The organism is Vibrio sp. ES.051, from assembly GCF_002563795.1.
GTDB lineage: Bacteria > Pseudomonadota > Gammaproteobacteria > Enterobacterales > Vibrionaceae > Vibrio.
Map to the genome: position 1 here is coordinate 362,839 of NZ_PDJL01000006.1, position 17,410 is coordinate 380,248.

The following is a 17,410-nucleotide window of genomic DNA, read 5'->3' on the forward strand; positions in this document are numbered from 1 at the left end:
GTTATTGATGCGTTTTAAAAGTTGAAGATAATATTAATTACTTACGAATGATTTTTTTACATAAGAGTAACAACGAAAATCCAGAATCCAAAATGAATTTATGATTAAAAAGAAGATAAGAAAAAACACCATATTTCCAATTTTTTTTGCATTTATCTCTTAAGTATTCATTTTCTTTAAACTTAGGTAAGATGTTTTCAATTTCTTTTAAAACTTCGCAAACTTTATCTCTTTGAATTGGCTCAAAAGCAGTATAACATTTTGCAGCAGTATTAATTAGAAATGTTTCAATAAAGAAAAACTCTATAGCCTTATTTAATTCCGGATTAAACTTTTTTTCCTTAAAGTCATTAAGCAGCATTCTGCTACAATCTAATCTATCGAAAAAGTTATAGTTGTTGACAGAGCGTGTAACAGAGATATTACCTTGAAAATAATTAACTAACGCATCTTCAATTTTGTTTATATTTTCTGAATGACATATCAATAAAGGAACAAGGAAGTTATCTTCATAAAACAACTTTTCAGGAAATCTTAACTTAGCACAATCAAAAAAATCCCTACTATAAATCCCACTCCAAATCGACGAAGGCTTAATTAATAATTGCTTTTGGAGTTCCAATTGCTCTTCTTTACCCCAGTCTATTTGACTTGTTCGATTGATAACAGAAAAAACCTCTTCTGTTGTATATCTTGTATTATAATTACAGTAGCATATACTGTATGGTTTTTTGACAACATTTTCATACAATTTCTCAAACATTGTAAGCTCAGCCCAATCATCACTGTCTATAAAACCAATATAGTCACCTTGAGCTATTTGAATTCCTAAATTTCTTGCCCCTCCCTGTCTAAGGTTTACTTCTGAATCTATAACCTTCACTTTTCCTGGAAATTGCTCTTCATAATACCGTAGTATGTCAATTGAGTTATCTGTAGAAGCATCATTTACAAGTATTATCTCGATATCATTTAAAGTTTGATTGACTAAGCTATCGCAACAACGGTTTAAGTATTTTTCCATATTATAAACTGGAACTATAACACTAACTTTTGGCATAATATGAAACTCTTTCATTCAATAAAAAATCGGCAAATTTAAAATCTAGTTCTGTATCTATATCGATAGATGATTCATTGTCCATTAAATACGCATAACTATCCTTTGAGTACTTCATCCCACAGACTTTAAAGGTATCTATATCAAAAATGTAAATTGCACCATTTAACCGATAAAAAACAGGCAGTTCTTGGTATCTTTTAGTATTTTTTTCTGGAATAAACCTCCCCATATTAAAGTCTTCAGGAAGAATATTTGCCCATAATGGAGAGTGTTCACATTGTGTCACTGTTACGACAGATTTTGCTGATTTTTCTATGTAATACTCTAAAGATTTTTCAATATCTAGCGCGCTTCTTAAAGGAGATGTAGGTTGTAAAAGGACGATTATGTTTGCGTCTATTTCATATTGTTCTAAACAATACAATAATAAGCTTTCAGTCGTTGCGCTATCTGAAGATAAATGAGATGGTCTTAATTCAGGCATATGCACGCCATGCTGTAAGGCAATATTACTTATCTCTCTGTCATCTGTGCTGACTAAAATTTCATCGATATATTTACACTCTTTAGCTGCATCTATCGTCCATGAAATCAAAGGTTTCCCAGCAAGATTTAGTACGTTTTTCCTTGGCAACCTTTTACTACCACCTCTAGCAGGTATAATAGCGATTACTTTTTGTTTCCCAATCATTCGTTTATACCTAAAGAAAGAATATCAACTTGAGCTTTTTTAAAATCGTCCATACGACCAATATCAAGCCAATATTCGTGAATTGGGAACATCAATACTTTTTGTCTCTCTTTCATATGTTGCTCGAGCAACGTAGGCATGTCGATTTTCTGATTCTTTTCTACTGATTGAATCACTCGAGGAGACACAACATAGATACCAGCGTTAACAAAAAAGCGTTGAACTGGTTTTTCAACCATGCTGGTAATTTGATTACCGTCCCCATTAATAACACCATAAGGAATTTGGTAGTCGTACTCTCGAACACACATCGTTGCATCTGCACCATTTTCTATATGGAAATTTAACAAACGCTCGAAGTCTACTTTAGTCAACACATCGCCATTGATCATAATTAATGGTAGATCTCTTGGCATATCGTCTGGTAGCAGGCCTAGCGCACCACCAGTGCCTAAAGGAGCCTCTTCGTGTACATATGAAATGCTAACCCCCAAATCAGTACCATCACCAAAATGTTGGTGAATTTGTTCTGGCATGTAGTGCGTTGAAATGTAGAAATTGTTGAAGCCCGCTCTAATAAAACTCCTAATTACAGTTTCTAGAATGGGTTTATCACCAACTTTTAACATTGGTTTAGGACAGTTGTCCGTCAGCGGTCGTAAGCGAGTACCAAAACCACCAGACATAATGAATACTGGGTTCTGATATTTGTCTTTACTCAGCGCACCGTGAAGAGTTTCTAAACCTACAACTTTGTTGTCTTGGTCAAGTAATGGAACCGATAGAATTTGCTTTCTTTCCATTAACTCTACAAGATGCTCTTTTTTTGTACCTTGCTCTGCGGTAACAGGCTCAGAATTCATCACCTTTGAAACCGAGTCGGTTAACGCCAGATCATTTAATAAGCCACGTCGAATATCACCATCTGTAATCATGCCTAGAAGCTTTTTATCTTGATCAACAACCACAGCGACACGCAATGCTTCGCTGTTAATGATTTCTAATGCCTGCTTGATTGTACTTGATTCTGATATCAGCGTTTTTTGCCAACAATGACTCATATTCTACCTTTTGTTTTATAAGAATTTGTTTTAATTACTGCTCTAGCAGGATATGCAATGGTATTTTCTTCTAAAGACTTAGTGAGACTAGTACCAGCCCCCACGATAGCGCCACTGCCAATAGATATCCCTTGGATAACCGTTGAACCAGCTCCAACATAGACACTTTCTTTTGTCTTGACTTGACCACATAACGTTGCTTTAGGAGCAATATGGTTATAAGCACCTATTTTACAATCGTGCTCAACCAAAGCGCCCGTATTGATTATACTATGGCTCCCCACTGTAGCCCCAGTCTGAATCATCGCCATAGGTAAAATCTGAGCACCAATTTCAATTTTAGAAAAAGGTGAAACGAATGCACTGTCAGCGATGACCGTCTCAAATTGATAACCTAATGAGAGAAAGTATTCATTAATTTTTTTCTTAAAGCCGGATTTGGGCATCATTCCAATACCGTTGACCAAAAAAATCTTGTCTTTGTCAAACCTCAGAATATCTTCGTCTTTTTCAAGGATGGAAATTCCTTTAAATACAGAACGCTGACTGACATCTTCAGGGCTTATCACGGCAAGTATGTTTCTTCCCTGCGTAAGCAGTATTTCAGCAAGAACGGAGGCATGACCGCCTCCACCAATCATTACAATAGGAAGATTCACCTCATCACTCAATGATCAACTCTCCTGCTTTGTATCCTTTGGTTGCTTTAGTGCTCAGAAGTTCCCAATAGCGATAAGGGGACAAACCAATGCCTGGACGCTTAATTGTGAGGTTAGATTCTGTTAACTCCTCGCCTTTTTCAATATCCTTTGCTGCTACTAAGCTTTTGCGTGCTACGGATTTGTTTTTCACTTCAGAAACTGTAGGAGTTTTTACGCTAGAGCCTAATGCAATCTCAATCTGACGGATGGCTTTTACCATTGCCTCTAGCTCTTGTGGCTCTAGAGAGGCTTTGTGGTCTGGACCTTCCATGTTTTTATCTAACGTAAAATGCTTCTCTATAAGAACAGCACCGCGAGCAACAGCCGCAATTGGAATCGTAATTCCTTCACTATGGTCCGAATAGCCTGCCGCCAAGTCAAATGCTCGCCCTAGCGTATCCATTGCTCTTAGGTTGATTTCTTCCATTGGAGCAGGATATTCCGTTGTACAATGAAGAATTGTTACTTTCTCTTTTAGCGCTTTTTGACCAGCTTCTGATGCATAAGCTTCTTGGAAACCTAGCATCGAAGGTTCTGCTTTTTCATCTGTTGTATAACCGAAAGCAATCACTCCAAGAGCTGTCTCAATTTCGGAAAGTGTTGCCATACCTGTTGACACAATAAGATCACAACCAGTACGAGCATGAGCCAATACAAGAGGAGCGTTCGTTAACTCACCGGAAGGCAACTTCAAGCGCGTTAAACCAAGATCATTGACTAAGAAATCTAAACTTTCTAAATCGAAAGCTGTTGATAGAAACTCAATACCAAGCGAACCACAGTATTTGACGAGATCATGGTGGGTCTCGTACGACAGTTCTAAACGGCTTAACATCGCTAACTGAGACTCTTGCTTTTGAGTATTTGTTACTTGATATTCAGCTTGCTTAGCCTCTTCGGTAACTAGGTTTTTTGCTTTAAAAGTTTGGAACTTTACTATATCCGCTCCAGCTTTGTGAGCTGCATCGACCAAAGAAAATGCTAGTTCTTCTTGGCCGTTATGGTTTACACCCGCTTCGGCAATAATCAAGGTCATTATTGTCTCACTCTACTTTCTTGTTTAAGTCAGGTTCAATGTTTACATCATAAAAAGACTTACAAGGATCAAAATCCAGTCCTTTAATCATCTCTATGACTTGCTTGCTACTATCACCTTGCCCGTAGGGATTCGCAATATTTTCATCTTCAGCTTTATACTTTCGGCTCACAGCGAGGCCAATCGCGTTACTGATGGATTCTTTCGTAGCAGTGGTGTTTAAAACACTTTTTGCGGCCAAGCGTCCCTTTTGTCTGGCCCCTAAATTCACTGTAGGAACATCAAAGGCTGGTACTTCAATAATACCACTCGACGAATTACCAATAACTGCAGTCGCGTGCTTTACCGAGCTCAAATAACGCACTTGCCCTAGTGATGGGATTGCCAAGACACGTTTTGGTTGACTTGCCGCATAATCTTCTAGCATTGGGATAATGCGTCGACCACCGTCATCGGCGTTAGGGTAAGTCAATATAACTTGATGATCAGGGTATTCATCCAATGCGTCTAAAAGCGACTGAAAGCTTTCCTCTGGAGATTCATTACCCAAAGTAACAGGGTGATAAGTAACAACAAAATAAGGCTCTGTGAGTTCAAAACTTAGTGATTCACTCAACTCAGAAACCGTCATAAAAGACGCTCGGTTTAGGTGATCTAGGCCAATTGCACCAATATTTCTTACACGTGCTGGTGATTCACCAAGTTGAATCACTCGGTTTCGGTATTCGTCTGTCGATGTCCCATGTAGGTAACTCAACTTGGTAATCGCATGACGAATTGCATCGTCATAAGCACCTTCTGTTATTTCACCACCATGAAGGTGAATGATCGGAATACGAAGTATCATAGCCGTTTGCGCTGCAGCGAGCGCTTCAAAGCGATCCCCTAGAATGACAAGAACATCTGGCGCTAGTCGCGACAAGGCATCGGCAAACCCTAAGACACCCAGCCCCATACTTTTCGCTGTACCTACAGCGGAATCAGAAGACAACAAAATCTCTATTTTCTCATCGATATTGAAGCCATCTTTTTCAATTTGTTTGTAAGTATCACCGAATTCCGGTGATAGGTGCATACCAGAAACAAGCAATTGAAGTGTTAGGTCAGGATCGCTTTGTATGTCCTTTAAAAGCCAAAAGAGCAGACCATACTCTGCTCTTGTACCAGTAAAGACCGCAACCTTTTTATCTGTCTGCGTCATGTATGTATTAAACCTACTTAGCCTTTGATTTCCACTGGGGTACTTGGAAGATTGATTAGGTGCGCCTCAAAAAACTCTGAGTAAGTTAGATCACCACGTATTGCATTCTCAAACATAGGTAATCTGTGCATGAGCTGCCAAATAGGTCGAGTCATTACGCCTGAACCATTTGTGCCTTTAAGTACCTCTTCGCGACTTTCTTTATCCGGACAAATGACAGCATTTAGCCAATAGTTTGACTTCGCATACTCAGGCTCAGTGACAAAGTTAAAATCTGTACCTTTGAAGAAGTTTTTATAGCTTTCTGCAAGCAATCTCTTTTGCTTCAAATACTGCTCGATAACTTCCATCTGAGCACATCCCAGAGCAGCATTCAGGTTAGGCATACGGTAGTTAAAGCCAGGTTCATCATGGAAAAACTCATACGGATGAGGAACTTTTGCTGTCGTCGTGACATACTTAGTACGCACACCTAATTCTTGAGTCTTACATAACACCATGCCACCACCACCTGTGGTGATGATCTTATTTCCATTGAAGCTGACAGCACCAAAATCACCAATAGTACCGGTGTGTTTGCCTTTATAGAACGAGCCTAGGCTTTCTGCGGCATCTTCAACCAACGTGATGTTCCATTTCAAGCAAACAGCAACCAGTTCATCAAGCTCCACAGGGTGACCAAATGTATGCATAGGAATAACAGCTTTAATTCTCTTACCTGTTTGTTTATGAATACAACCAATCTTGGTTACTTCTCCATGCTCATTTAAAAAAGCATCTACAGCTTTAGGACAAAGTCCTAAGCTCACCGGAGAAACATCCACAAAGATCGGCTCGGCCCCCATATGATATAGAGCATTACAGGTGGCAACGAAAGTCAAAGCTTGCGTGATAACAAGGTCATCTCGTTGAACATCAGCCATATACAAAGCCGCATGCAATGCCGCCGTGCCATTAACTGTCGCTACCGCTTTAGCCGTGCCAGTATAAGCTTCTATCTTTCGCTCAAAGTCATCAACAAACTTACCTACGCTAGAAACAAACGTACTTTCAATCGTTTCCATTACGTAAGCTTTTTCGTTGCCATCGAACGTTGGACAGTGCAATGGAATAAACTCGTTGGTTTTGTAGGTATCCCTAACAAACTCAACAATAGATGCTGCCTTCATTGTTTGCTTTGCTCCACTTACATCTTGCTATCGAGGTATTTACCCGTTTCTTTGTGCCCAAAATCAGGGATCATTGTAAAAAACAGTTTTACAATTTTATCCTTAGTCCAAGCCCGTTCGCCTTTCATCTCAGAAATACTATCTTCAAAGAAAGTTAGTAGATCTTGCTCATAAACTGATTCATTTTTGATGATACCTAAGTTTTCAAAGCGCGCCATATCAAGGACTTCTTTATCAGTGAAGAACTCTTCAAAATCCTTCTCACCAGTAGTGTCACTCGATGTAAATAAACATGGCCATTTACCTTGTTCTGGTAGCGTTTGTACCAGTTGACGAGCTTCTTTTTCTGTCTCACATAAATGAGGTTCGTAGCCAAGCTGCTCTAAATATTTCACTGCAATATCAGCAAATGAAATAAGATGTAGGGCCTCACTTAATTTAGGGAAAAATATATCGCGGTTTTCACCAAATAGACACGACATTAGGCACAGCTCACCTGACTCTTGAGGTGTAACAAAGTAACGTTTGATATCATTTGGAGCTACGATTGGCTGACGCTTTTGAATGCGTTGGTTAAACCCATGTAGCAGCGAACCATCAGAAAAAGCGACATTAGCGAAACGTGCTGTAGAGATAGCAATTTGTTCACTTTTACGCATTAGGAACATTTCCATAATCCGCTTTGAAGCACCCATCATATTGACTGGATTTGCGGCTTTATCCGTTGAAACACAGAAATATTTTTTAGCTCCAGCGTCAATTGACTGCTGAATGGTTTTATCGGTATTGAACACGTTCACATCGATCATTCGCATCAATGTGTAAGGGTCTTTCTCACTTCTCACATGCTTAAGTGCTGATAAGTTCAACACATAATCAAACTTCCCATCGGCTTTAATGAATGCATCATACTCCAGAGAACCAATGTCTAAAGCGAATGTCTGAAAGTCACCATCGATGTACCCTAATGAACTACGAATATCTCGTACTAACTCAACCATATTGTTTTCGCTAATATCAACAACATGCAGTTTTTTCGGATTACGCTTAAAAATCTCTTTGGTGACAGCTTGGCCAATCGAGCCTGCGCCACCTAAAACTAAGAATCTTGATTCCGATACCATACGCTTTAACTCAGTTTCATGAGTTGAGATATCGGCACTAAATAACTCTTTTTCTCGTCCGATAAGAGGCAAAATATTACTCATATTTTCGATTCCTAATTCGTGTTTTTTCATCATTTAATCTCAGGAGTGAGATTAGAACTGAGACACTTTCTATTCATTTTGAGACAGTTTATTTTCACTATCTCTTTGTAATTTATTGATTTAGGTATTTTTCTCTAGCCCGCCCCAATAGCCCCTTTTTTTTTTTTTTTTTATTTTTTATTACTATTTATCCGCCTAAGAGAAGAAACTAAGCCATGCTCTCTTCAGGCGTTTCTTCTTTACGAAACGCAAAACGACCCAACACTATCGCAACACCTAACATGCCACCAAGCAAGGTCCCTAGAACACAAATAAGGGCCCGTTTGGGGCTATCTTTTAGCTCTGGCACTACCGCTGGGTCAACCACTTTAAACACAAACTCTTCTTGCACTTCTGCTAGCATCAAGCTTTTCGTTTGCTCTTCTATGAGTTTGTAAAAGGTACTTTGCATGTCGGCTACCGCGGTTTTTTGTAATTGTGTATTGAGATAAGCTAAGTTTTGTGAGACTTCTGCTATTGTGCGTTCTCGCATCACTTTGTTAATGTCTTCGACTAACCAGTTGACCCATTGTTGCGCTATGTAGGGAGAATAGTGCTTAACTGCTACTGTATATAAACCCGTTTCTTTATCTTGATTTACACTGATAGTGTCTTTACTAAATACTTCAAATGCTTCTTGTGCTGTTGGTTTTACACCGCGTAGCCCCTGCGGTTCACGGAGCCATTCACCGGTTGAAGCATTATATATTTCTTCATCAAGAATGAGCTTGTTATGTGTTATATCCCACTCTTTTGCTGCCATTAAAGGCACAAGTAATTCATGTTTGCTAATGAAGGCTTCGATAAATTGGCGCGACTTCATTACTTGCACTGCCAAGTCGGTTTGTGATGATTCCGCGCCGCCTAAGTTAACCCCTGCCAGTGCCGCGAGACCGCCTAGCTGTCCCGCCATTTTTGATAATCCACCACCGTTAGAACTTTCTGCAGGCGAAAGTAGCGCATCAGCTTTGTAAATATTCGGTAGGCTTAATGCGTAAAGGACTGCACCTACGGCAAACACAAAGGTGGTCACGATGATGAGCCATTTACCTTTCCACAATGCCATAAACAATTCACGGAGATCGATTTCATCTTCAGCGAGTTGAGGTTGGTATGGAGGATTTGGTAAATAGTGTTGTGGATGTTCTTTTTGTGGTTCCATGGGTGTTATAAAGTCCTAGCTGCCTAGAGCTTAGTATTCAGAATACTAGGCTTGGAAATTAGTAAAATCGATAAATTTTCGAATACTATGAGTGAATAGCGGTAACTACATACTTTTAGAGTGCAATTAATCACTGCGATCTCGCCTAGTCTTGTCGAATGACGTAAACATGCTCGGCATACGGTGATATTACATTCAGGAGTTAGGTCCTAGAGATCTCGTTCTTAGGACCTACCTTTTCTTATTTTAATGCATTGATCGCTACACCCGTTTGGTACAGGATTTGCGTAGCCGCTGTCCACGTACTTAATGCATCGCGGTAATCGGTATCAATTGGCACAACGATAGTATCGCCCGCTTTTAGCTCTTCGTGGTTGTTACCAAACCAGTAACCAGAAGTTGGTTTATACACTGAGCCGTCTGCACGTACAACGAAGATACGGTCTTCATCCGCTTGCTTTTTAGCACCACCGGCTTTGTTTAGGTAATCATTCACATCGAGCTTATTGTCGAGTAGATAAGTGATTGCCACTTGGACTTCACCCATGATAGACACTGTATTACGGAAAGTGGGCACAAACAGGAAGTCGCCATCTTCTAACATAAAATTCGCTGATCGCTCACCTTTTAAGATTCGATTTAACTGGACTACCATTCGCCCAAGCGCTTTGCTGCGACTCGCTTCTTCAACAAAGGTCAGTGTTTTTTCTGGGTCAGAAATTACGGAACCAATATTACTGTCGGCGCGAAAAGTCTTTTTAGCCGTCTCTGCACGCATATCTGCCGCGTATTGGTTTAGTAGTTTTTGCTCTTGTAAACGCAACGCTTCACGAGTAAAGATGGCTCCTTGAGGGTGCGCAAACTCGGTTAAACCACCAGCACGCTCGAGTAACTCGCTTAGCGTTTCACCTTGACGCACTGTGTAGGTTCCTGGAAAACGCACTTCACCTTGTAAAGTTACGGTACTCTGTAATTTCACATTTGGCTTTTCCAAAATATTTAAGCGATCTCGACCAACGATAATGGCATCGTCAGAAGCACTTCCTTGGATGGCTTTGCGCAAGTTTATACGTTCAACATCAATATAAGCGCGTTCATCCGCACTATTAATCGCAGTACGAGCTAACTCTGCATTGATTGTGAATGCGTTGTAAGTTAAGCCACCAGCCGCTTCAATCAATGTCGAAACGGTCATACTCGGTGTAATTGGGTAGCGTCCAGGATGCTTCACTTCACCAAAAACTTCTGCTATTTGAGGAGCAAGGCCTAGACGTGACTGTTGTTGGAGTTGTAACAGTACTGGAGCGAGCAAAGTACGACGGGTATTTTGTTTCAGCTTTTCCAAGTCTTCCTTCGTGATCTCTTGGCCACGGAAGATTATCTTATAGTCATTGTCTTTTACCGGTAAGCCATTAGTTGTCGTCTGGACACCTAAAGAAGGCTTGGATTGTAAACCCTGAGTCTGCTGAGAGTTAATCATAGCAATAGAGCCATTCATCTGTTGCTGAGCTTGCTCTAACGTCTTTGCTTTAACGAATTCTTCATCATTCGCGAGAGTATCTAAGTCTTCATGATTGAAGCGGTTAAAAACTAACACTCTGTCACGAGATTGCAGTTGAATATTGTCTCGACTATTTGGCGAGAGAATGGCACTGGCCAAATTTAGTTGTAAGACCTCGATATCACGCTGGGCGTTGATTTCTCTTACTACAACGGCATAGTTCACATCAGCAGTAGCGTTAAAAGCAGAATCTACCGACTTAAAAAGATCGGCAATACGGAGGCCTTTATACCATTCAATATACCCTGGATGGCGAACATCACCTTCTATTTGAATGTAACGGGTGAGCTCTTCACTTTTTTTCAGCACCTTGATAGCGTCACCATTTCTCACTTTGCTCTGCTGATCTTGCGCTTTAGAAAAGTCGAGTGTCAAAGCTTCTCGAGTGCCATGCGTGGCATAGCGTTTAATCTCTAACTGTTCGCTATAGGCATTTGCTGTAAAACCACCCGCCATCTGAACAACTTGTTTGTATGTTTCACCTGGCTTGACTTCGTAAATTGCAGGGCGGTTAATTTCACCTTCTAAGGAAACCGTATCTCCGACAGACCCTATTAATACAACGTCACCTGGCAATAAGCGTACGTCATTACTCGCATTACCTTTAAGCAATAAATCATACATATCCAACTTGCGGATAACTTTGCCGTCACGTTTTAGCTGAATATCTCTTAATGCCCCACTATCACCAAAGCCGCCGCTATAGTAAATAGCTTGCGAAATAGTGGTTAATGCACTCACTGTATACGCGCCAGGCTTATACGCGCCACCCATGACAAACACTTGCATGGTACGCAGTTCACCTAATGAAATATCGCTACGAACACCTATCATTTGCTCTTTGACACGCTGAGTCAGTGAGTTTCGAACCTCCGAAAAATGCATACCAGCCACATTGACTGGTCCAAGTGAAGGAAAATTGATCGTACCTGCACGATTCACACGTAAGCGATGCGTTTCATTTTCCTTGCCAAATAGCTGCACAATTATTTCATCACCAGCACCAACCGTATAGTTGGAAGGCACAGGAACGTCACTGATTGGAGCAAACGTACTCGGAGAGCCCGAGAAAAGCGCTAAACCAAACCGTTTAATCTCTTCCTTCTCTGCTTTTTTGAACCACGGTTCTTCCACGTCTGAGGAAGCAGCGTCACTAGCTTGCTCCCGAGGCTGGATCACTTGTGGATTTTTATATGATGCGCTTTGAGAGGAGGAACCAGAAGGGATAGAGAAGCCATATTTACTCGCTAAAGCTTGTTGTTGATCGGCCGGCAAGTTTTGAAACATTTGTACCTGTTCAGGCGTTGGAGATTGCGCATAAGTAAGCGGCGTAAATAGGCTTGCCAATACACCAACGGCAACTGAGAGATATCCTTTGAACATGATAATTCGCTATCTAAATCGAGAATAAAAAATCCTAGTTACTAACACTAGGCACTAGGTCTTTTGATTAAAATCGGTGCTGAAATCCGAGCGTAATTGCATTCAGGCGAACCTGATCTTCTGAAGCGCTGTCCACAAATTCAAACACCACTGCATTATGCTTATCCAACGCGTAGTGCATACCTAAACCAAAGCTAAAACCTTGCTTCCTGTCCGAGCTAATATTTTGTTGGTCTATCTGGACGCTAGAGTAACCAGCAAGTCCGTACAGTGCAACACGCTCAGAAACTGGCATATTTAACTTAACAAAGCCACTTGCCACGTTATCTACGGCGAGGCCACTATCACGCTGTATAGATGTTCCATAACGCGCTTCTAGAGCTAGGTAGTCATTAAAGAAGTAGCCTGCTTGTGCTTGAAGAAGGAAGGGGTTTCCTTCGGCGATAGAGGAGGAGTGTTGATACTCGGCGTTAGAGTAACTTACTAACGCACCTGCATAAAAATCTGCTGAGGCAGAAAATGAGCACAAGCCTAGGCTGACTGCACTCAACGCCCCTAGCCATGGTCGCTTATTAATCACGTAATTGTTCCCTAGGTATCGACTGACCGCTGCACATGAATAACGTCCGCAGTGGATGTCTGTTAATATCTTGCGTTTCCACGCTACCGCCCTGCGGCATTACGCATTAGCCACTGTTCGCTGATTACCGACTGACTCGGATTATTGATATAAATATTATCTTAAGCCTGACTTTTGCAGCGTCGAATAAAAAACAACGCTTGAAATACGCCACACAAAATCCGACGAATTATGCATGAATTGGCGTAAAACGACAAGTGGCTTGGCTCTAAGGTTTGCGGTTGGATGACTCCCCTAAAGCTCAAAAGTTCTAACCGGAAGTACTATTGAGTCGGCGAAAATTGTCAGCCACATCCCAACGTGTTTTGAGGGAATATGCAGTGCTTCGTTTACGAAATATCAAGACCAGAAAGGCAGGTTTAAGATTCTAAGCCCTTCTCCTTCTTTCAAGACGCGATCCTATTGAACTGAGTAAAACCCATAAGAAACTGTTTACATGCTGATTAGTTTTTAACTAGAATAACTAATGGTGTGCTATAAGCAGACCAAACATCGATGTTTTAAAACCCGAAATACAAGGATTAATAATGAAGAACACAGCTCTAGCCATTCTGATGGCTCTAAGCGCGTCAACTGCATTTGCAGCAACTGAAGCTGGTACGACTGGCACAGCAGCGGCTTCTGCAACAGGCACAACAGCGGTAGCAGTAGGTGCAGCAGCTGCAGTCACTGTCGTGGCAGTTGCTGCTTCAGACAGTGATTCAACGTCTACTTCTACTTCTACTTCTACTTCAGTAACTAAGTAATTTAGCTTCGTAGAATAGATAATCGCCCTGAGCTATTCAGGGCGATTTTATTTGTAAGAGGGAATAATGAACACCTTTCTATCGTTAAAATGGACGCGTTTGCTTGTTGCCCTGCCCGTATTAAGCCTTACCTTCGGTTGTACTCAAAAATTCAATGATGTTTCGGCCACCGTGCAAGAGGCCTATGGCAACTACATCGATGTGGAGCTGACTCCAAATGAAATTGAAGCCATTCCTTATGCCAGCGCCTACCTAAAAATTGGCAGTCAAAAACAAGTGTTCGTTGTGTTGGCCTTTGCCGAAAGAAATCCTTTGACTGGCAAAATCCAACAAAAATGGGTTAGCGCAGATAAAGCCATGGTCGTGACGGAAAATGGCTATATTGTCAAAACCATTGGCCTTCAAGCCACCAACCTTGCTGGGGTTTATGGGCAGATCCCCGTTTACTCACGCACACCTGAGCAGTACTCACTGTCTTACGATTGGTCAGACAAATACCGTTATGGCTTTTCTGCCAACGTTAAGCGCTCTTACCAAGGCAAAGAAACGGTTGTGACGCCTGTTTCAAGCACGTCGGCGCACGTCTACAAAGAAACGCTAGAATTTACTCGTTTATCAGAAACCGTTGAGAACCTTTACTGGGTCAATGACAAAGGGCAAGTAGTGAAAACGCGTCAGCACTTGGGACCAAACATGGTGGCGGTGGAATTGACCATTTTAAAAGGATACAGCAAATCATGAGTAGACGACTGTTCCCTTTATTAAGTCTGGCTTTGGTAGCCAGCATGCTGACAGGGCCCGTTGTAGCTAAAGCGGAATATAATAATGCGCCACCGTTGAGCGTGGCGTTACTTGGTACCGACAAAGCATTGCAATTCGAACAACCAGCACGTTTAGATAGAGTTCTTAAGCTCGCGCAAGATCAGCAGCAAGTCTTGCAATACTCTTTAGCGGTTACACTATTCGATGACTCAGAAAAAGCGCAACAAGAAAGTACCGCGTTAAAAAACTTTGTATTGAACCAGATGATTCAACACAATTTAGTGGCGCATCCGTTTTATAAGTTTCTTAAGCAAAGTCAGTTTGCGCCTCGCGTGTTATCGGCAATAGATATCGACCAAGTTCGCCTAGATAAATTTGACAATCCCTTGTTAACTGGCCAGTTCACTTTGAGCGCTTCTCCACGAGAAGAGAAGGTACTCTATGTGGGTAATGTCGACCAAATCTATAATGTTAAGAATCAAGCAGGTATCCCACTTCAGCAACAAGTTGAAAACTTACAAAATGGCGAAATTGGCAAGCTTGCTTATCCACCGATTGTGATTTACCCAGATGGAAACGTTATCCAACCTCACCACGGGAATTGGTTAACGACACAATATTACTTGCCACCGCTCACTATGGTGTATATCCCGTTTGGAGACTTTGAACAGTCACCAATGGATCAGGATATCGTCAAGCTGCTTGTGCAGCGTAAACCAACCTCATCGAAGAATTAATCATGAACCTGATTAGAACCAGTTTATCCCTTTCTTTAATGAGCCCGATGTTGGTTTGGGCTCAAGATATGCCGTTTGAAGCTCCCCCATTACAACCATCGCAAATGGACTTTGGTGGTGTCGGCCTACTGCAAATGCCAACCGGCCGTATGGCGCCAGAAGGGGAATTCAACTTTGCCGTCACGGGCAGTGATGAATACTTATTTTATAACGTGACGCTCCAAGTAATGCCTTGGTTGGAAACGACCATTCGCTACACTATGGTCAATGACCTATTCTACAGTAGTGATCCTGATTTTTCCGGCGATACCAAATACACTGACAAAGGTATCGATTTTAAAGTTCGCTTATTAAAAGAATCCGAGTACTTGCCGGAGCTTTCTGTTGGTGTACGTGATTTTGCAGGGACAGGCCTGTTTGATGGTGAATTTATTGCGGCAACGAAACGCTATTCTAACCCCAATTTAGGTACCTTTGATTTTACCTTAGGTATGGGCTGGGGCTACCTTGGTACCCGGGATAACATGAGCAACCCAGCCTGCAAATTATCAGACAAATTCTGCGAACGCCCTTCTGATTATAAAGGCAACGGCGGGAGTGTTGATTTCGAGCGCTGGCTTAAAGGGCCAGCCGCTCTGTTTGGTGGGGTTGAATATCAAACCTTGCATGATCCGTTACGGTTTAAGCTCGAATACGACAGTAATGATTACAGCGAAGATTTCCCAGTTGTACGTGGCGGCGTAGATATGACGCCTCATACTCCTTGGAACTTTGGCGTACTTTACCGTTTAGGTCATATGGCAGACTTACGTTTGAGCTATGAACGCGGTGATACCTTAGTCGCGGGAATAAGTCTGTATACCAACTTTAATGATATGCCTTCTTTCTGGCGGGACACGCCAACCCCTGAAATTGAAGATAAGCAGCCAGAACAGGTGTCTGATGTAGAGTGGAAGCAAGTTACCGAAGATCTGGATAAAATTGCTGGTTACCAAAACACGCAGATTTACGTCAAAGATAACACCGTCTCTGTCGTTGGCGAACAGAAAAAGTATCGAGATCGTCATGAAGCTCATGAGAAAATGGCAGCAGTATTACACAACCAAACGCCTGACAGCATTGAGAAATTTACCATCAACGAACGCAGTGGCGGTTTACTTGGTGACCAGACTGTCATTTCTAAAGACAAATACCGTGACTTTGCAGAAGTTAACTACCTCAACCCTAACATTGAAGATGCAACTTCAATATCAAGCGAGAAACCGCAAGGTAAGCCAGCCTACGACAGTTTTGAACGTTTTGATTGGGGGTTCTCTCCTAAACTGGCTCAAACCCTAGGTAATCCTGAAGAGTTCTACCTATTTAGTGTAGGTTTAAGGGGTAGCGCATCTTACTGGCTGACGGATAACCTTGAAATCGGCGGTTCGCTCTACTGGGATTGGTACAATAACTACGATAAGTTTAACTATGTCACTCCGCCTGATGGGACAGCGATCCCACGTGTTCGAACCATGTTCCGTGCTTATCAAAACGAACATGCGGTGACGATGTCAAACCTGCAATTAACTTGGTTCCAAGAGCATTCCGATACCGTAGACCAACAATTTTATGCCGGTTACTTAGAGAGCATGTTTGCGGGTGTCGGGACGGAATTTCTATACCGTCCGAAAGGCGCTAGCTGGGCGATTGGGGCAGATGCTAACTTAATTTCTCAGCGCGACCCGCAAAGCTACTTTGGCGTGTACGATGAGAAGTGGCAAAATGTGCCGGAATATGGGAACCGATTCCAAGTAATAGATAAGGGCTTCACTGGTTTTGTATCCGGTTACTACTATCCGCAGTGGCGTTTCCTACAGGACTTGATGATTCAAGTCGATATAGGTCAGTTTCTCGCTGGAGATGTCGGCACTCAAGTAAACGTATCGAAACAGTTCAAAAGTGGTGTGATTGCAGGGGCATTTGCTTCCATTACTGATTTGTCTGCGCATGAGTTTGGTGAAGGTAGCTTTACTAAAGGCTTCTATATTTCGCTCCCATTCGACATTATGACGGTAAAACCAAGTAACAATCGTGCCTTCTTCAGTTGGCAACCGCTGACTCGAGATGGCGGTCAGAAGCTGGGGCGTAAGTACAGCTTAATAGAGCTCACCGATGAGCGTAATCCTTGGTATCAAAGACCAAACCGTTCAGACACGGAGCAATAAAGCAGTTAAGGGAGCTTCGGCTCCCTTTTTTCGCAATAAGAGCCGT

14 protein-coding genes and 2 pseudogenes are annotated in these 17,410 nt (G+C 41.8%); 4 read left to right on the forward strand and 12 right to left on the reverse strand.

Annotation, left to right across the window (positions count from 1 at the left end; all coding sequences use genetic code 11):
* Positions 1-37: 37 nt before the first annotated feature.
* From ATG66_RS18835 to ATG66_RS18885, 12 genes and pseudogenes are all read right to left on the reverse strand, one after another.
* Positions 38-1,060, reverse strand: coding sequence for a glycosyltransferase family 2 protein (locus ATG66_RS18835; protein ID WP_179885731.1), 1,023 nt, complete (start codon positions 1,058-1,060; stop codon positions 38-40).
* On the reverse strand, positions 1,047-1,754 hold the full coding sequence (locus ATG66_RS18840) for an acylneuraminate cytidylyltransferase family protein (RefSeq protein WP_098416735.1): 708 nt from the start codon (positions 1,752-1,754) through the stop codon (positions 1,047-1,049). The genes ATG66_RS18835 and ATG66_RS18840 overlap by 14 nt, the downstream gene beginning before the upstream one ends.
* Positions 1,751-2,815 (reverse strand): nucleotidyltransferase family protein, encoded by a 1,065-nt coding sequence (locus ATG66_RS18845; protein ID WP_098416736.1) that lies wholly within the window; start codon positions 2,813-2,815, stop codon positions 1,751-1,753. Before ATG66_RS18845 ends, ATG66_RS18840 begins: the two co-directional genes overlap by 4 nt.
* A complete protein-coding gene (locus tag ATG66_RS18850) occupies positions 2,812-3,486 on the reverse strand; it encodes an acetyltransferase (RefSeq protein WP_098416737.1) in 675 nt (224 codons plus the stop codon). Before ATG66_RS18850 ends, ATG66_RS18845 begins: the two co-directional genes overlap by 4 nt.
* On the reverse strand, positions 3,479-4,552 hold the full coding sequence (neuB, locus tag ATG66_RS18855) for an N-acetylneuraminate synthase (protein WP_098416738.1): 1,074 nt from the start codon (positions 4,550-4,552) through the stop codon (positions 3,479-3,481). Before neuB ends, ATG66_RS18850 begins: the two co-directional genes overlap by 8 nt.
* A gap of 7 nt (positions 4,553-4,559) precedes the next feature.
* The gene (gene neuC / locus ATG66_RS18860; RefSeq protein WP_098416739.1) at positions 4,560-5,753 is read right to left on the reverse strand and encodes a UDP-N-acetylglucosamine 2-epimerase; all 1,194 of its coding nucleotides are present in this window, start codon (positions 5,751-5,753) and stop codon (positions 4,560-4,562) included.
* Positions 5,754-5,770: 17 nt separating this feature from the next.
* Positions 5,771-6,922 (reverse strand): LegC family aminotransferase, encoded by a 1,152-nt coding sequence (locus ATG66_RS18865; protein ID WP_098416740.1) that lies wholly within the window; start codon positions 6,920-6,922, stop codon positions 5,771-5,773.
* A gap of 17 nt (positions 6,923-6,939) precedes the next feature.
* Entirely contained in the window at positions 6,940-8,130 is a 1,191-nt protein-coding gene (locus ATG66_RS18870; RefSeq protein ID WP_098416741.1) for a UDP-N-acetylglucosamine 4,6-dehydratase, read from the reverse strand.
* A gap of 208 nt (positions 8,131-8,338) precedes the next feature.
* Positions 8,339-9,331, reverse strand: a complete 993-nt coding sequence (locus ATG66_RS18875) for a Wzz/FepE/Etk N-terminal domain-containing protein (RefSeq protein WP_098416742.1) — start codon at positions 9,329-9,331, stop codon at positions 8,339-8,341.
* Positions 9,332-9,572: 241 nt separating this feature from the next.
* A pseudogene (locus ATG66_RS21250) lies at positions 9,573-10,718 on the reverse strand (SLBB domain-containing protein); the annotation flags it as partial.
* Between the two features lie 111 nt (positions 10,719-10,829).
* Positions 10,830-12,275, reverse strand: a pseudogene (locus tag ATG66_RS21255) (SLBB domain-containing protein); the annotation flags it as partial.
* Positions 12,276-12,342: 67 nt separating this feature from the next.
* Entirely contained in the window at positions 12,343-12,855 is a 513-nt protein-coding gene (locus ATG66_RS18885) for a porin family protein (RefSeq protein ID WP_179885732.1), read from the reverse strand.
* A 587-nt stretch (positions 12,856-13,442) separates the two neighbouring features.
* On the opposite strand from ATG66_RS18885, the gene ATG66_RS18890 reads away from it, so the two are divergent.
* The 4 genes from ATG66_RS18890 (at position 13,443) to ATG66_RS18905 (ending at position 17,364) form a co-directional block, all read left to right on the forward strand.
* Complete coding sequence (locus tag ATG66_RS18890; protein ID WP_017449110.1) at positions 13,443-13,661, forward strand: hypothetical protein; 219 nt, start codon at positions 13,443-13,445, stop codon at positions 13,659-13,661.
* 66 nt (positions 13,662-13,727) lie between these two features.
* Complete coding sequence (locus ATG66_RS18895; protein ID WP_179885733.1) at positions 13,728-14,402, forward strand: YjbF family lipoprotein; 675 nt, start codon at positions 13,728-13,730, stop codon at positions 14,400-14,402.
* A complete protein-coding gene (locus tag ATG66_RS18900; RefSeq protein WP_098416746.1) occupies positions 14,399-15,160 on the forward strand; it encodes a capsule biosynthesis GfcC family protein in 762 nt (253 codons plus the stop codon). The genes ATG66_RS18895 and ATG66_RS18900 overlap by 4 nt, the downstream gene beginning before the upstream one ends.
* 2 nt (positions 15,161-15,162) lie before the next feature.
* On the forward strand, positions 15,163-17,364 hold the full coding sequence (locus tag ATG66_RS18905; protein ID WP_098416747.1) for a YjbH domain-containing protein: 2,202 nt from the start codon (positions 15,163-15,165) through the stop codon (positions 17,362-17,364).
* The last annotated feature ends 46 nt before the right edge of the window (positions 17,365-17,410 follow it).

Bases quoted from the DNA above. Each gene is read 5' to 3' on its own strand.
- ATG66_RS18845 (WP_098416736.1), bottom strand. From the start codon at position 2,815: ATGAGTCATTGTTGGCAAAAAACGCTGATATCAGAATCAAGTACAATC.
- ATG66_RS18890 (WP_017449110.1), top strand. From the start codon at position 13,443: ATGAAGAACACAGCTCTAGCCATTCTGATGGCTCTAAGCGCGTCAACT.
- ATG66_RS18895 (WP_179885733.1), top strand. From the start codon at position 13,728: ATGAACACCTTTCTATCGTTAAAATGGACGCGTTTGCTTGTTGCCCTG.
- ATG66_RS18875 (WP_098416742.1), bottom strand. From the start codon at position 9,331: ATGGAACCACAAAAAGAACATCCACAACACTATTTACCAAATCCTCCA.
- ATG66_RS18905 (WP_098416747.1), top strand. From the start codon at position 15,163: ATGAACCTGATTAGAACCAGTTTATCCCTTTCTTTAATGAGCCCGATG.
- ATG66_RS18835 (WP_179885731.1), bottom strand. From the start codon at position 1,060: ATGCCAAAAGTTAGTGTTATAGTTCCAGTTTATAATATGGAAAAATAC.
- ATG66_RS18870 (WP_098416741.1), bottom strand. From the start codon at position 8,130: ATGAGTAATATTTTGCCTCTTATCGGACGAGAAAAAGAGTTATTTAGT.
- ATG66_RS18840 (WP_098416735.1), bottom strand. From the start codon at position 1,754: ATGATTGGGAAACAAAAAGTAATCGCTATTATACCTGCTAGAGGTGGT.
- ATG66_RS18900 (WP_098416746.1), top strand. From the start codon at position 14,399: ATGAGTAGACGACTGTTCCCTTTATTAAGTCTGGCTTTGGTAGCCAGC.
- ATG66_RS18865 (WP_098416740.1), bottom strand. From the start codon at position 6,922: ATGAAGGCAGCATCTATTGTTGAGTTTGTTAGGGATACCTACAAAACC.
- neuB (WP_098416738.1), bottom strand. From the start codon at position 4,552: ATGACCTTGATTATTGCCGAAGCGGGTGTAAACCATAACGGCCAAGAA.
- neuC (WP_098416739.1), bottom strand. From the start codon at position 5,753: ATGACGCAGACAGATAAAAAGGTTGCGGTCTTTACTGGTACAAGAGCA.